15 protein-coding genes are annotated in these 14,105 nt (G+C 71.4%); 6 read left to right on the top strand and 9 right to left on the bottom strand.

Going from position 1 to position 14,105, the window contains the following annotated elements:
• Positions 1-4 precede the first annotated feature (4 nt).
• Entirely contained in the window at positions 5-334 is a 330-nt protein-coding gene (locus ACWDZ4_RS02660; protein ID WP_451506673.1) for an ATP/GTP-binding protein, read from the bottom strand.
• Between the two features lie 214 nt (positions 335-548).
• On the opposite strand from ACWDZ4_RS02660, the gene ACWDZ4_RS02655 reads away from it, so the two are divergent.
• On the top strand, positions 549-1,598 hold the full coding sequence (locus tag ACWDZ4_RS02655) for an LLM class flavin-dependent oxidoreductase (RefSeq protein WP_451506631.1): 1,050 nt from the start codon (positions 549-551) through the stop codon (positions 1,596-1,598).
• Between the two features lie 90 nt (positions 1,599-1,688).
• On the opposite strand, the gene ACWDZ4_RS02650 is transcribed toward ACWDZ4_RS02655, so the two are convergent.
• On the bottom strand, positions 1,689-2,081 hold the full coding sequence (locus ACWDZ4_RS02650) for an SCO5389 family protein (RefSeq protein WP_451506630.1): 393 nt from the start codon (positions 2,079-2,081) through the stop codon (positions 1,689-1,691).
• A 209-nt stretch (positions 2,082-2,290) separates the two neighbouring features.
• Between ACWDZ4_RS02650 and nucS the strand changes: the two genes are divergently transcribed.
• Complete coding sequence (nucS, locus tag ACWDZ4_RS02645) at positions 2,291-2,962, top strand: endonuclease NucS (RefSeq protein WP_344492831.1); 672 nt, start codon at positions 2,291-2,293, stop codon at positions 2,960-2,962.
• Positions 2,963-3,045: 83 nt separating this feature from the next.
• Here nucS and ACWDZ4_RS02640 read toward each other — a convergent pair whose 3' ends face one another.
• From ACWDZ4_RS02640 to ACWDZ4_RS02625, 4 genes are all read right to left on the bottom strand, one after another.
• Positions 3,046-5,754, bottom strand: a complete 2,709-nt coding sequence (locus tag ACWDZ4_RS02640; RefSeq protein WP_451506629.1) for an ATP-binding protein — start codon at positions 5,752-5,754, stop codon at positions 3,046-3,048.
• Positions 5,755-5,961: 207 nt separating this feature from the next.
• On the bottom strand, positions 5,962-6,285 hold the full coding sequence (locus ACWDZ4_RS02635; RefSeq protein WP_093799010.1) for an STAS domain-containing protein: 324 nt from the start codon (positions 6,283-6,285) through the stop codon (positions 5,962-5,964).
• Positions 6,286-6,438: 153 nt separating this feature from the next.
• Positions 6,439-7,287: a 3-hydroxyacyl-CoA dehydrogenase family protein gene (locus ACWDZ4_RS02630; protein WP_451506628.1), complete on the bottom strand. Its 849-nt coding sequence runs from the start codon at positions 7,285-7,287 to the stop codon at positions 6,439-6,441.
• A 139-nt stretch (positions 7,288-7,426) separates the two neighbouring features.
• Positions 7,427-7,753, bottom strand: coding sequence for a hypothetical protein (locus tag ACWDZ4_RS02625; RefSeq protein WP_451506627.1), 327 nt, complete (start codon positions 7,751-7,753; stop codon positions 7,427-7,429).
• A gap of 42 nt (positions 7,754-7,795) precedes the next feature.
• Between ACWDZ4_RS02625 and ACWDZ4_RS02620 the strand changes: the two genes are divergently transcribed.
• The gene (locus tag ACWDZ4_RS02620; protein ID WP_451506626.1) at positions 7,796-8,368 is read left to right on the top strand and encodes a cob(I)yrinic acid a,c-diamide adenosyltransferase; all 573 of its coding nucleotides are present in this window, start codon (positions 7,796-7,798) and stop codon (positions 8,366-8,368) included.
• A gap of 76 nt (positions 8,369-8,444) precedes the next feature.
• On the opposite strand, the gene ACWDZ4_RS02615 is transcribed toward ACWDZ4_RS02620, so the two are convergent.
• Positions 8,445-8,984: a hypothetical protein gene (locus ACWDZ4_RS02615; RefSeq protein ID WP_451506625.1), complete on the bottom strand. Its 540-nt coding sequence runs from the start codon at positions 8,982-8,984 to the stop codon at positions 8,445-8,447.
• A gap of 152 nt (positions 8,985-9,136) precedes the next feature.
• On the opposite strand from ACWDZ4_RS02615, the gene ACWDZ4_RS02610 reads away from it, so the two are divergent.
• From ACWDZ4_RS02610 to ACWDZ4_RS02600, 3 genes are all read left to right on the top strand, one after another.
• Positions 9,137-10,339: a sensor histidine kinase gene (locus ACWDZ4_RS02610; RefSeq protein ID WP_451506624.1), complete on the top strand. Its 1,203-nt coding sequence runs from the start codon at positions 9,137-9,139 to the stop codon at positions 10,337-10,339.
• Entirely contained in the window at positions 10,336-10,986 is a 651-nt protein-coding gene (locus ACWDZ4_RS02605) for a response regulator (RefSeq protein ID WP_451506623.1), read from the top strand. Before ACWDZ4_RS02610 ends, ACWDZ4_RS02605 begins: the two co-directional genes overlap by 4 nt.
• A gap of 184 nt (positions 10,987-11,170) precedes the next feature.
• Positions 11,171-13,021, top strand: coding sequence for a glycosyl hydrolase family 18 protein (locus tag ACWDZ4_RS02600; protein WP_451506622.1), 1,851 nt, complete (start codon positions 11,171-11,173; stop codon positions 13,019-13,021).
• Positions 13,022-13,128: 107 nt separating this feature from the next.
• On the opposite strand, the gene ACWDZ4_RS02595 is transcribed toward ACWDZ4_RS02600, so the two are convergent.
• The gene (locus ACWDZ4_RS02595) at positions 13,129-13,575 is read right to left on the bottom strand and encodes a DUF2550 domain-containing protein (protein WP_451506621.1); all 447 of its coding nucleotides are present in this window, start codon (positions 13,573-13,575) and stop codon (positions 13,129-13,131) included.
• 133 nt (positions 13,576-13,708) lie between these two features.
• Positions 13,709-14,083, bottom strand: a complete 375-nt coding sequence (locus ACWDZ4_RS02590; RefSeq protein WP_451506620.1) for a F0F1 ATP synthase subunit epsilon — start codon at positions 14,081-14,083, stop codon at positions 13,709-13,711.
• Positions 14,084-14,105 lie beyond the last annotated feature (22 nt).

Below are 14,105 nucleotides of genomic sequence, written 5' to 3'. Positions count from 1 at the left end.
CCGGTCAGTAGCGCGGCGCGTTGCGGGACCGCTGCACCTTCGAGGTGCGGCGGTCCTTCGCGTTCCAGCACGCCTTGTGCCAGTGCCTGCGGTCGTCGACGCCGCCGTACTCGGACCAGGCCACCAGGTGCGGCACCCCGGACGGGATCTCCTGGTCGCAGCCCGGGCAGCGGTAACGCTTGCCGGCCGCGCTCGCGCCGGCGACCTGGCGCACCGACCACTCCTCGCCCTGCCACCACTCGGTGCTCTGGAGCCCGAACCTGTCTCCTGCCATGCCGCTCCGGGGCTCGGTCGGGTTCTCGCCGCCCCTGGGGCGGTTGCGACGCGGGGACACCTGAAACCTCACGGGTCGGAAGGAAGTGGTTCTCCCAAGCCTAGGGCCATTCGGCCGGGGCACCCGTACCGCACCGCGTGCGGGCCCGCCGCCCGCGGGTTCCGGTTTACCGGAAAATCGCAACAACTTCTCCCGTGGCCGTGCCTTTGGCACGTGTCAGGCGTTGTTGCCGGTGAAGGGGGATGCCGCGTCGGCCGCAAGGAGGCAGAAGGCGATGCGTGTCGGAACGTTTGTACTGGCAGCCCAGTTCCCGGGCCAGGGCCAGGAAGAAGCGCTGCACCGGGCGGTGAGGTCGGCCGAGGTCGCCGAGGAGTGCGGGCTGGACTCGGTCTGGCTCGCGGAGCACCACTTCGTGCCGTACGGCGTGTGCCCCTCCGCGGTGACCCTCGCCGCACTGCTGCTCGGCCGCACCCGGCGGATCCGCGTGGGCACGGCGGTCAGCGTCCTGCCGACCGTCCATCCGGTCGCTCTGGGCGAGCAGGCCGCGCTGCTGCACCTCACCTCCGGCGGGCGCTTCACGCTCGGCGTCGGGCGGGGCGGGCCGTGGGTGGACCTGGAGGTGTTCGGACAAGGACTGGCGGCGTACGAGCACGGGTTCCCCGAATCGCTGGACCTGCTGCTGCGGTGGTTGCGCGAGCCGCGCGTCGAGGCGCGGGGAGAGCGGTTCGACTTCCGCGAGGTCGCCGTCGTACCCCGGCCGGACGAGCTGCTGCCGACGGGTCCCGAAGGGCCTGAAGCACCCGGGGGCCCCGAGGTCGTGGTCGCCTGCACCTCGCCCAAGAGCGTGCGGCTGGCGGCCGAACGCGGGCTGCCGATACTGCTCGGCATGCACTGCGGCGACGAGGACAAGGCGGAAATGGTCACGCTGTGGCGCAGGCACGCGCTCGCCGCGGGGCACGAGCCGGAAACGGTCGCGCGGGCGGGTCATGTCTCGGCCGGAGTGGCGCAGATCGCGGGCAGCGCGGCCGACGCCACGGAGACGCTGACGAAGGCGATGCCCGGCTGGCTCAAGCAGGGGCTCGACGCCCATGTGACGGTGGACGGGCGGCACCGCGCGATGCGGGACCCCGTCGCCTACACGGAGATGCTGTGCCGGCTGCACCCGGTGGGTCCGCCGCAGCTGGCCGCCGACCGGCTGGCGGCCACTGCGGAACGGACCGGCATCACACGCTTCGCGCTGCTCGTCGAAGGGTCGGGTGACCTCGCGGCCACCGAGGAGAACGTACGGCTGCTGGGGTCCGAGGTGCTTCCCCTGCTGTCCTGACCCCGTCGGCCCGGACCAGGTCCGGCCCGGCGGGCACTGCCGCTCCGCATCAGTCGTGCGACTCCCACGACGCGGAGCGGCAGCGTTGTCTCAGCAGTCCCGCAGTTCCGGTGACTGGTTGAGCAGCTGGCCCCTGATCGAGGTGAAGCGGGCGAGCCGCTCGTCCGAAGAGGAGTCCAGCGGGAACACCGCTACGCGGTGGCAGTTCTGGAAAGCAAGACGTACGCCGAAGTGCCGCTGGAGCGCACCGCGAATCGCGTCACTCGCGAGTGCGCGCAGCAGCTGACCACGAGCCTGCTCGTTTGGCGGAGGCGTCTGGTTGTCGGCGAACGCTCCACCGTCGACCTTCAGCTGTGCCACCAGAGAGCTGATCATCTCCCATGCGTAAGGCAGGGAGGTCCGGACGCAGTCGACGAAGGCGGCTTCGTCGACATCGCCTCGCTCGGCCTGTTCCAACAGTGCCGGTGAGACGTCGAGCGACATGGGTTCTCCTCTCGCGACCCCGGGCCGGGGTCTTACGGGCAGGGAAGGCGGACGACGACGCAGGGTGCACGTACGACGACCTCCTGCATCCAAGTTAAGCGTGCGATCCGGACCGCACCAGGAGATTGGGAACACAACCGGCCAACAACGAACGGGGGCTTACTGGGCGAATCGCGTGGAGCACGGATAGTCGAGTAGCGTTGCGCCCCATGCGTCTCGTCATTGCCCGCTGCTCCGTGGACTACGCGGGCCGGCTCACCGCCCACTTGCCCTCCGCTCCCCGTCTGATCCTGGTGAAGGCGGACGGCAGCGTCTCGATCCACGCCGACGACAGGGCGTACAAACCGCTCAACTGGATGTCGCCGCCGTGCACCCTCAAGGAAGGCACCGGAGACGACGCCGGCACCTGGACGGTGATCAACAAGGCGGGCGAGAAACTGATCATCACGATGGAGGAAGTCCTCCACGACTCGTCCCACGAGCTGGGCGTGGACCCCGGTCTCATCAAGGACGGCGTCGAAGCGCACCTCCAGGAGCTGCTCGCCGACCGCATCGAGACCCTCGGCGAGGGCTACACCCTGATCCGGCGCGAATATCCCACCGCCATCGGCCCGGTGGACATCCTGTGCCGCGATGCGGACGGGGCGACGGTGGCGGTGGAGCTGAAGCGGCGCGGTGACATCGACGGCGTCGAGCAGCTCACCCGCTACCTCGAACTGCTCAACCGGGACCCGCACCTGGCTCCGGTGAGGGGCGTCTTCGCGGCCCAGGAGATCAAGCCGCAGGCGCGCGTACTGGCGACGGACCGCGGGATCGGCTGCGTCGTACTGGACTACAACGCGATGCGCGGCATCGAGGACGACAAGCTCCGCCTGTTCTGACCTGCTCCCGGCCTACGGCGCTTGCGGCTTGCGGCCTTCGGGAAGGGGCGGGGGCGGAGCCCTCCCCGCCCCCGCCCCGCGCCCTACACCGGGTTGGCGGGGTCCTGCGCGCCGGACGAGACCGGGGCGCTGTTGCTGGCACTGCCGCCCGTGGTGGTGGTGCCGTCCGTGGTGGTGCCGTCGGTGGTCCCGCCGCTGGTCGTGTCGCCGGTGGTCCCGCCCTCGGTGGTCCCGCCCTCGGAAGCGCCTCCGTCGGCGCCGCCTTCGGTGGTACCGCCCTCGGAGGTCCCACCCGTCGTGGTGGGGCCTCCGGTGGTCGGGCCGCCCGTCGTGGGACCGCCCGTCGTCGGACCGCCGGTCGTGGGACCGCCCGTGGTCGGGCCTCCGGTGGTCGGGCCGCCCGTCGTGGGACCGCCCGTGGTCGGACCGCCGGTCGTCGGGCCGTCCGTCGTGGGATCGTCCGAAGTCGGCGGCTTGCTGCCCGGCGACGAGGAATCGTCGTCCGTCGGTTCGCCGCTCTTGGACGGACTGCTGCCGGGAGCCCCGCTGTCGCCGCTCTCGCCCGGCTGCGGCTGTCCCGGTGTACCGGGTCCGACGGGGTGACCCGGGTCGCCCGAGTCGCCCGGGCGCTCGGTCGAGCCCTGGGTCGGCTCGTCGGCCGGCAGACCGTCCTGTCCGTCGTCCTCGCTGACCGACTGCTCGGTCCTGACCTTGTTGTCCGGCGTCTCGTCACGGTCCGAGGCCGCGCCCAGGGTCACCACGGTGCCGAGTACGGCCACGAGCAGTGCGCCCGCGCCCGCCGCGACCACGTTGCGCCGCGCGCCGCTGAGCAGGGCGAGACGGCCGCCGCCGCCCGGGGCCTGGGCCGGACGGTGGGTGATCAGCGTGCTGTCCTCGTCCGGCCGTTCGGGCCTGGGCGGCAGCGACAGGGGTACGACCGCCGCCGGTACGCCGCCGGGGGGCGACGCCGACTCCTCGTACCGCGCCGCGGGCACCTCCTCGCCCGCGGGCGTGTGTCCGCCCGGCACGAGCCCGCCGACGCCCGCGCCGGAGCGGTCCCCGACCAGCGCCAGCGCCCTGCGTCCGGCGACGGTGCCGCTCTTGTCGGCCACGGCGCCACGCATCGCGATGGACGCCTCCAGCTCGGCCCGGGCCCGGTCCAGGTTGCCCGTGCAGAGCGCGAGGACACCCAACTCGTGGTGGAAGTAAGCCTCTTCGGCGACCTCACCCGCGAGGCGCGCGGCTTCGAGCCCGGTCCGCAGGGCCCGCTCCCACGCCCCCCAGCACAGCCCGGCGGCGAAGGCGGGCGCCGCCGTACGGGCGAGCAGGACGGCGGCGCTCGGATGCCCCGCCTCGGTGCCCGGCACCAGCGCGGCCATCGCGGCGAGGACCGCGTCGGCCTCCGCGGCCGCCCGCTCGGGCGTGACCGAGGGGTGCCCGACCCACCAGGCGTAGTGCTGGGCGGCGCTGTGCGCCCGCTCCGTCATGTCGTCCGCGAACCCCGCGGCCTCCAGCTGCGGGGCCACACCGGCCGCCAGCCGGTAGTGCGCGCCGGCCGGCGAGAGCAGGCCGCAGCTCATCAGCTCGCCGAGCGCGGCGTCCGCGTGGGTGTCCCCCACGAGGGCCGGCAGGTGGGCCTGGTGCGGGATCTCGCCACCGAGCGCGAGGGCGAAGCGCAGGGTGGCGCGGGCGGACTCGCTCAGCCGGGACGTGAGCAGCGCCACGGGCATCGCTCCCTCGGCGAGCGAGGGCAGCGGCACGTCGTGGCCGCCGTCCGCGCCGAAGGGCGCGTCGAACGGCTGCTCGTTGAAGTACCCGTACTCGTCGAAGGCGTTGGGGTCGGCGCGCAGCTGGTCGCGCTGGCGCAGCAGCGCACCCGCCTGCACGAAGCGCAGCGGCAGCCCCTCGGACTCGAACCACAGGTCGCCCGCCCAGTTCGCCTCGTCGTCGGTGAGCGGCCGGTCCACGGCCCGTTCGAGGAGTTCCAGACTGGCGCCGCGGCCGAGACCGCCGAGGAAGACCTCCTCGACGTGCGACTCGGGCGAGGGCGGGGCGACATCCGGCGTCGTGGCGAGCAGGAAGGCGCACTCGGGCGTGGCCTCCAGCAGCTCGTCCAGCGCCGCCCCGCCGAACTCCAGGTCGTCGAGGACGACGACGGCACCGATCTCGTGGACGAGACCGAGCAGCCCCGCCCGGTCCGGGCGGTGCAGCGGCGCGCTGTACACGGCGGCGAACAGGTCGTGGAGCAGCTCTTCGGGCGTGCGGTGGTTTCCGCAGAGCCGTACGACGCCGTCGGGCGCGAGGTCCGCGCACTCTTCGGCGACGGCGTCGAGCAGCGCCGTACGGCCGGATCCCGACGGTCCCGTCAGCCGCACCGAACGCCCGCGCGCGAGCAGCCGCACGAGCCTCTCGCGCTCCTCCTGGCGCTCCAGGAGCGGGCGGTCGGGAACGGCCGGCCCCGGCGGTACGGGCGGCGCGGCCGTCCGCAGCAGCTCGGCTCGGTCGTCGGCGCCGTGCCGGACCGGCCGCGCGGGGCGCTCGCCGGGCGGGCAGACTTCGATCTCGCTGCCGTCGACGGGGTTGACGGTGAGCAGGAAGTCGCCCACGACGACCTGCACGGTGCGGGCGGGCACGGGCGAGGACGGTCCGCCCCCCTTGGCCTGGCTGTTCTGCGCGAGAACCGGCGGCAGCGCGTCCCGCGGCGGCCGGCGCGTTCCGTCACCGGTGCCGCTCCCGCCGGAACGGTCGTCGTCGTGGCCGTACTCTTCCGGCCCTCGGTTCATCGGGTCCATGGTGAAAGCCCCCCAGATGCGTTGCGTGCGGTGGTCCCTCCCGGCCTTTCACACGCTCGCTGTCGCTTCTGGTCCGGTGCCCGCCGTACTCGGGTTCGTCAATCGGCAGGCGACCGAACCCTAGACCTTCGCACAGTATCCGGGAACAAGAGGGGTGCCGCCCCGCCCGGGACGTCACAGTCTCGTGAGGATTGTGCGCCGTCCCGCTCAGACCCTCGGCAGCGATTCGGCCGCGAGGCCGCCCTCGATGGCGAGGATGCGGTGCAGCCTGGTCGCGACCAGCAGGCGCTGCATCTGGGCCGGTACCCCGCGCAGCACGAGCCTGCGGCCCGCCCGCCCGGCGCGCCGGTGGGCGCCCATGATGACGCCCAGGCCGGTGGCGTCCCAGGAGTCCAGCTCGGTCAGGTCCAGCACCAGATCGCCGACTCCGTCGTCGACGGCCGAGTGCAGGGCCGTACGGGCGTCCGCCGCGCTGCGGACGTCGAGGCGGCCCCCGACGACCAGCTCGACGTGATCGCCCCTGATATGCATATGTGCTCCCCGGGAGTACGTCAGTTTCTCCGTGACTTGGTGTCCTGCTCTTCCTTGCACCCAACTGACTGCCGTACGGGTAAGGAAGTTGCCGTCCGTAAGCGAACCGATACCGAATTCACTCCTGGGAGTGACCCAGGAGCCGACATGACGTCAGTGCTTGTAGAAGCCCTGCCCGCTCTTGCGCCCGATGTCACCGGCATCAACCATCCGGCGCATCAGCTCCGGCGGCGCGAACTTCTCGTCCTGCGACTCCGTGTAGATGTTGCCGGTCGCGTGCAACAGGATGTCGACACCGGTCAGATCGGCGGTGGCGAGCGGTCCCATGGCGTGGCCGAAGCCCAGCTTGCAGGCGGTGTCGATGTCCTCGGCCGACGCGACACCCGACTCGTAGAGCTTGGCGGCCTCGACGACGAGGGCCGAGATGAGGCGGGTGGTGACAAATCCTGCCACATCGCGGTTGACGACGATGCAGGTCTTGCCGACGGACTCGGCGAACTCGCGTGTGCGGGCGAGTGTTTCGTCGCTGGTCTTGTAGCCCCGTACGAGTTCGCAGAGCTGCATCATCGGCACGGGCGAGAAGAAGTGCGCGCCGACGACCCGCTCCGGACGCTCCGTCACCGCCGCGATCTTGGTGATCGGAATGGCGGAGGTGTTGGAGGCGAGGACCGCGTCGTCGCGCACGAGCTTGTCGAGCGTACGGAAGATCTCGTGCTTGACCTCGAGCTTCTCGAAGACGGCTTCGACGACGATGTCGGCGTCGGCGACCGCGTCGAGGTCGGTGGTCGTGGTGATGCGGCCGAGCGCCACGTCGGCGTCCGCGGCCTCCAGCTTCCCCTTGGACACGAACTTGTCGTACGAGGCCCTGATGCCGTCACGGCCCCGGGTCAGCGCGGCGTCGGTGACATCGCGCAGGACGACGTCCCAGCCCGCCTGCGCCGAGACCTGCGCGATACCGGACCCCATGAGTCCGGCTCCGATGACGGCGAGCTTCCTGGCCACGGCACACCCCTTTGATTCCTTCGGCCTTAACACCTGTTCACTTCAGGCTCTCCGGCGGAGATTAGCGCCCGTGAGCGGCCGAGTGGCGGTGAAGAGATGCGCGTCACGTCCCACATGGCGGACATCACACCGGCACTCCTCACTCGGCGGCCCGTACCGCGTAGTTGAGCACCTTCTCGCCCGGCAGCTCCTCCCTCCCGTCGAGGAGGACGAGTGCCTCGCGGAAGACTGCGGCGGCCTCGGCGCCGGTCTCCTGCCCGAGGGCGCGCCCCAGGAAGAGCCCGGTCGCCGGCGCGGTGAGCATGCCGTCGTTGCCGCTCTCCGGCCTGACGCTGCCGACGGCCCTCGCGCCGGGCCTGCTGGACGCGGTGCGGGCGGCGTACGTGGGCGGCCACGCGGGTACGGCGGTGCTGTACGGCGCCTTGACGTCGGCCGCGCCGGTGCTGGTCTCCGTGACGGTGGGCACACGTGTCCTCCGGGGGGCGGGGGCGTGGCTAGGCTCGGCCCCATGGTCAATCTGACGCGCATCTACACCCGTACCGGCGACCAGGGCACCACCGCCCTGGGCGACATGAGCCGCACCGCCAAGACCGATCTGCGGATCTCGGCGTACGCCGACGCCAATGAGGCCAATGCCGCCATCGGGACGGCGATCGCCCTGGGGCAGCTCGGCGAAGAGGTCGTGAAGGTCCTGGTCCGGATCCAGAACGACCTCTTCGACGTGGGCGCGGACCTGTCGACTCCGGTGGTCGAGGACCCGAAGTACCCGCCGCTCCGTGTCGAGCAGGCGTACATCGACAAGCTGGAGGCGGACTGCGACCGCTTCCTGGAGGAGCTGGAGAAGCTGCGCAGCTTCATCCTGCCGGGCGGCACCCCGGGCGCGGCGCTGCTGCACCAGGCGTGCACGGTCGTACGGCGCGCGGAGCGGTCCACGTGGGCGGCGTTCGAGGTGCACGGCGAGGTCATGAACCCGCTGACCGCGACGTATCTCAACCGGCTCTCGGACCTCCTGTTCATCCTGGCCAGGGTGGCGAACAAGGAGGTCGGGGACGTGCTGTGGGTGCCGGGCGGCGAGCGCTAGCCGACGACCGCCCGCGACGGGGCTTTCCCCGGTCGTCAACGCGCCGGGGTCCGGGGGGGAGCGCCTCCCACCCCGGCTACCCGACCGGCTCCCGCTTCGGGAAGACCGTGTACCCCGCCGCGATGACCACGTTGATGCCGATCACGAAGAGCATCTTCTCCTGCCACATCCGCAGCGACCCGATGTCACCGTCGCCCCCGACGTACCAGATCGCCGCCTGGAGCAGCCCGATCGCGACCACCGCCGCCAGGATCCAGTGGGCCGCGGTCTTCCACTCGTACACGGCGCGAGCCGTCCCGTACCTCGGTGGCGGCACCGGCGCCGGTCCGCCCACGAAGCGGTGGGCGACCCGGGCGTCGACCCACTTGATGGTGCGATGGCCCAGCCCCACCGTAAAGCCGATGTAGACGGCGGCGAGTCCGTGCTTCCAGTCCGGCTCGGCGCCGTTCTTCAGGTCGACGGCCGTGACGGTCAGCAGCACGACCTCCAGCAGCGGCTCCATGAGCAGCACGGCCGCCCCGGCGCGCGGCATCCTCGCCAGGTAGCGCAGGGCGAGGCCCCCGGCCAGCAGCACCCAGAAGCCGACCTCGCAGATGATGATCAACGTGACGATCACGGAACTCTCCTCTCCGTTGCGCTCCCACCCTCCCGTCCGCGGAGCCGTGAATCGTCGTCGCCAGTGACGAACCCCCACTGCATCCTTCGATGTAGCCGCGGCTCACCCCGCGCGGGGAGGACGAGCCGGTCCGTACCGTGTTGGATGGTGGCGTGACCCGGTTCCCCCGCCCTCACCGCGACGACGTCCTCATCGCGGTGACCGGCCTGCTCGGCGGGGTCCTGCTGTGGGGCCTCGGGCTGCACATCACGCCCGGCCGCGACGTCCTGCCGTCCTGGGTGACACTCGTGCCGCTCGCCGTGACGGCCTTCCAGGAGTTGCTGCGCAGGACGTGCCCCCGTGCGGCCCTGCTCGTCGGCACGCTCGCGGTGATCGCGGACCAGTTCACCCACGGCAACCTGGCCACCGTCCTCATGTTCACCGACCTGATGTACGCCGCCGTGGTGTACGGGACCCCCGCGTCCGCCCGCCGGATCCCGGTCGTCAGCGGGCTGGTCACCGTCGCCGTCACGATCGGCGCCCTGGCCTGGTACCGCCGGCCGGAAGCGCTGCTCCTCGGTGTCGTCACCGGTCTGGTCTCCTTCGCGCCCGCCGCCACCGGCGCCACCCTGCGCAACCACCGCCAGGCGGCCGAGGCGGCGCGGCTGCGCGCCGAACAGACCGCGCTGCTGGCCGAGATCGACCGCGGTCAGGCCATCGTGGCCGAGCGGTCCCGGATGGCGCGCGAGCTGCACGACATGGTCGCCAACCACCTCTCCGCCATCGCGATCCACTCCACGGCCGCGCTGTCCATAGGAGAGCCGAAGGCGTCGGCGGACGCGCTGGCCGTCATCCGTGAGAACAGTGTCCAGGGCCTGGCCGAGATGCGCCGGCTCATCGGACTGCTCCGGGACACCGGCGGAGCGGGCCGGGAGCCCGCCGTCGCCCCCTCGCTCGACGGACTCGACGCCCTCCTCGGCCAGGTGCGTACGGTCGGCGCCGACAGCGGTCTCGCCTTCGTCCTCGACGACGGACGCGAGGCGGGCGGCCGGCTCCCGGCGCCGGTCGAGATGGCCGCGTACCGGATCGTCCAGGAGTCCCTGACCAATGCCCTCAAGCACGCCTCCCCCGGCACGGTCAGCGTCTCGCTCGCCCACACCGGCCGGCGGCTGACAGTGCGGGTGACCAGCCCGTACGGAGAGCGGCCCGGCCCGCGCGCGCCCGGTTCCGGAGCCGGCCTGGTGGGGATGCACGAGCGGGTGACGCTGCTCGACGGGACGCTGGAGGCGGGCCCGGTCACCGCGGCGGACGGCACGAAGATCTGGCAGGTACGGGCGCAGCTGCCCGCAGAGGACGATACGGAGCTCTCCGCATGACGATTCGGGTGCTGGTCGCGGAAGACCAGTCGGCGGTACGGGCGGGCCTGGTGCTCATCCTGAACAGCGCTCCGGACATCGAGGTGGCCGGGGAGGCCGGGGACGGCGAGGCGGCGGTCAGGATGGCCCGCGAGCTGCGCCCGGACCTGGTGCTGATGGACGTGCAGATGCCACGCCTGGACGGGGTGTCGGCGACCCGGCAGGTGGTGGCGGAGCGGCTCGCCGACGTCCTGGTGCTGACCACCTTCGATCTGGACGAATACGTCTTCGGGGCGCTGCGCGCGGGGGCCTCGGGCTTCCTGCTGAAGAACACCGACGCGAAGGACCTGATCGAGGCGGTACGCACGGTGGCGCGCGGCGAGGGTCTGATCGCGCCCGCCGTCACCCGCCGGCTGATCGCGGAGTTCGCGTCGCCCGGGCCCGTACGGTCCGCGGACGCACCGGATCCGGCGGTGCTCGATTCGCTCACCCGGCGTGAGCGCGAGGTGCTGTCGTGCCTGGGCGAAGGGATGTCGAACGCGGAGGTCGCCCTGCGCCTGGCCATGGCCGAGGCGACGGTGAAGACGCACGTGAGCCGCCTGCTGGGGAAGCTGGAGCTGCGCAGCCGGGTGCAAGCCGCGGTACTCGCTCAGGAGTTGGGCATCTGACCGCCCGGTGACCCCGGGGTGGCCCCCGACTGGATTCCGGTGGTCCAGACCTCTTGACGATTGGTCCAGACCTTCCTACGCTCGCCGCACCGCAGTGGTGAGCGTGTCATGTCAATCGGTGTGCTCGCCGAGCGGCGCAGGTCCCATCCCCGTTCACCACCGGACCTCTCTCTCGGGAGCACCCTTGAGTACATCGACCCCCCTACGCACCCGCTTCAGAACCCGGGCGGCAGCCGGTCTGACCGCGCTGATCGTGCCCCTCGCCGCCATGGTCGGCCTCGCCTCCCCCGCACAGGCCGCCGAGTCGGCGACCGCCTCGTACACCAAGAGCTCCGACTGGGGCACCGGCTTCGAGGGGAAGTGGACGGTGAAGAACACCGGCACCTCCGCCCTCAGCGGGTGGACCGTCGAGTGGGACTTCCCGGCCGGTACGTCCGTCACCTCCGCCTGGGACGCCGACGTCACCAACTCGGGCAACCACTGGACCGCCAAGAACAAGAGCTGGGCCGGCAGCCTGGCCCCCGGCGCCAGCGTGTCCTTCGGCTTCAACGGAACCGGCACCGGCTCCCCCAGCGGCTGCAAGCTCAACGGCGGCTCCTGCGACGGCGGCTCCGTGCCCGGCGACACCCCGCCGACCGCGCCCGGCACCCCCTCGGCGAGCACCATCACCGACACGTCGGTGAAGCTCTCCTGGACCGCGTCCACCGACGACAAGGGCGTCAAGAACTACGACGTGCTGCGCGACGGCGCCAAGGTCGCGACGGTCACCACCCCGTCGTACACGGACAGCGGCCTCACCGCGGGCACCGACTACTCGTACTCCGTCCAGGCCCGTGACACCGCCGACCAGACGGGCCCGGTCAGCGGCGCCCGCGCGGTCAGGACCACCGGCGGCTCCACCGACCCGGGCCCCGGCCCCGGTGACCAGGTCAAGCTGGGCTACTTCACCGAGTGGGGCATCTACGGACGCAACTACCACGTGAAGAACCTGGACACCTCCGGCTCCGCCGGCAAGATCACGCACATCAACTACTCGTTCGGCAACGTCCAGGGTGGCAAGTGCACCATGGGCGACAGCTTCGCGGCGACCGACAAGGCGTACACCGCCGACCAGAGCGTCGACGGCAAGGCCGACACCTGGGACCAGCCGCTGCGCGGCAACTTCAACCAGCTGCGCAAGCTCAAGGCGAAGCACCCGAACCTCAAGGTGCTGTGGTCCTTCGGCGGCTGGACCTGGTCCGGCGGCTTCACCGACGCCGTCAAGAACCCGGCCGCGTTCGCCGACTCCTGTTACAAGCTGGTGGAGGACCCGCGCTGGGCCGACGTCTTCGACGGCATCGACCTGGACTGGGAGTACCCGAACGCCTGCGGTCTGTCCTGCGACACCAGCGGCCCGGCCGCGTTCAAGAACATGATGCAGGCCATGCGCGCCAAGTTCGGCACGAACAACCTGGTCACCGCCGCCATCACGGCGGACGCCACGGCCGGCGGCAAGATCGACGCCGCCGACTACGCCGGAGCGGCCGCGTACTCCGACTGGTACAACGTGATGACGTACGACTTCTTCGGCGCCTGGGCGAAGAACGGCCCGACCGCCCCGCACTCCCCGCTGACCTCGTACACCGGCATCCCGCAGGCCGGCTACACCTCGGCCGACGCCATCGCCAAGCTCAAGGCGAAGGGTGTACCGGCGAAGAAGCTGCTGCTCGGCATCGGCTTCTACGGGCGCGGCTGGACCGGCGTCACGCAGAAGGAGCCGGGCGGCACGGCGACCGGCCCCGCCGCCGGCACGTACGAGTCGGGCATCGAGGACTACAAGGTCCTCAAGACCAAGTGCCCGGCGAACGGCACCGTCGCGGGCACGGCGTACGCCCACTGCGGCACCGACTGGTGGAGCTACGACACCCCCGCGACCATCGCCTCGAAGATGAGCTGGGCGAAGGGGCAGGGCCTGGGAGGCGCGTTCTTCTGGGAGTTCAGCGGCGACACCGCGAATGGCGAGCTGGTGACCGCGATCAACAACGGTCTGAAGTAGTAAAGATCCGCAGCACAAAGGCTTGAAACAGTCGGGGGGACGGGTCAGTGACCCGTCCCCCCGACTGCTTTCTGTGCCGTCTGTGCCCTCTGTGCCGTCTGAACCGTCTACGCCACGTTGACGCGCTGGCCGGGAGGCGCGGCCTCCAGCCAGGCGAGGAAACCGGTGAGAGCATCCTCGCTCATCGCCAGCTCCAGCCGCGTACCGCGGTGCGCGCAGCCGAGGATGCAGGCGTCGGACAGCAGCGCCAGCTCTTCCTCGCCCTCGGGGGCGCGGCGCGAGAGCACCTCGATCGCCGAGCGCTCCAGGACGCGGCGCGGGCGGGGGGCGTACGAGAAGACGCGGAACCAGTCGATGCGGTCGCCGCTGTAGCGGGCGACGCCGTAGACCCATCCCTTGCCGGAGCGGTCGGGCTCCTCGGGGACGTTCCAGCGCAGACTGCAGTCGAAGGTACCGCCGGAGCGCTGGATCAGCCGCCGGCGCAGCCCGAAGACGAACAGTCCCACCAGTACCAGCGCGACTACCGAGCCGCTCACGAGCAGAGCGAGGAACATCTCCACCGACCTCCTCGCATCATCTCAGTACCAGTAAGAGAACAGAATTACCAGCTGTATCGCCTCAGCCGCGACCCGCTCTGGAGTATCCAGTACGGGCCGCGGCTGAAGTCAGAACGTGTCGGTGCGGGACTCAGTGTCCCGCGACCGCGCGCAGTCGGACGTCGGCGCGGCGCTCGGCGGCGGCGTCGGCCTCCGTCTTCGCCCGCTCCAGCGCCCGCTCGGCGCGCGCGGGGTCGATCTCGTCCGCCAGCTCGGCGATCTCCGCGAGCAGAGACAGCTTGTTGTCGGCGAAGGAGATGAACCCGCCGTGCACAGCGGCGACGACGGTGCCGCCGTCACTCGTACGGATCGTCACCGGGCCCGACTCCAGCACACCCAGCAGCGGCTGGTGACCGGGCATGACGCCGATGTCGCCGGACGTGGTGCGCGCGACGACCAGGGAGGCCTCGCCGGACCAGACGTTACGGTCCGCCGCGACCAGCTCGACGTGCAGCTCAGCAGCCAAGGTGGCTCCTCGGGTCACCACC

The sequence above is a fragment of the Streptomyces sp. NPDC003016 genome (assembly GCF_053591455.1).
Note: the sequence above shows the minus strand (reverse complement) of the source record. Positions and strands in the feature narration are given on the sequence as shown.

What these genes read in the sequence shown, in the direction of transcription:
- ACWDZ4_RS02655 (WP_451506631.1), top strand. Translation starts at nt 549, where the DNA reads ATGCGTGTCGGAACGTTTGTACTGGCAGCCCAGTTCCCGGGCCAGGGC.
- ACWDZ4_RS02650 (WP_451506630.1), bottom strand. Translation starts at nt 2,081, where the DNA reads ATGTCGCTCGACGTCTCACCGGCACTGTTGGAACAGGCCGAGCGAGGC.
- nucS (WP_344492831.1), top strand. Translation starts at nt 2,291, where the DNA reads ATGCGTCTCGTCATTGCCCGCTGCTCCGTGGACTACGCGGGCCGGCTC.
- ACWDZ4_RS02640 (WP_451506629.1), bottom strand. Translation starts at nt 5,754, where the DNA reads ATGGACCCGATGAACCGAGGGCCGGAAGAGTACGGCCACGACGACGAC.
- ACWDZ4_RS02635 (WP_093799010.1), bottom strand. Translation starts at nt 6,285, where the DNA reads ATGCATATCAGGGGCGATCACGTCGAGCTGGTCGTCGGGGGCCGCCTC.
- ACWDZ4_RS02620 (WP_451506626.1), top strand. Translation starts at nt 7,796, where the DNA reads ATGGTCAATCTGACGCGCATCTACACCCGTACCGGCGACCAGGGCACC.
- ACWDZ4_RS02605 (WP_451506623.1), top strand. Translation starts at nt 10,336, where the DNA reads ATGACGATTCGGGTGCTGGTCGCGGAAGACCAGTCGGCGGTACGGGCG.
- ACWDZ4_RS02595 (WP_451506621.1), bottom strand. Translation starts at nt 13,575, where the DNA reads ATGTTCCTCGCTCTGCTCGTGAGCGGCTCGGTAGTCGCGCTGGTACTG.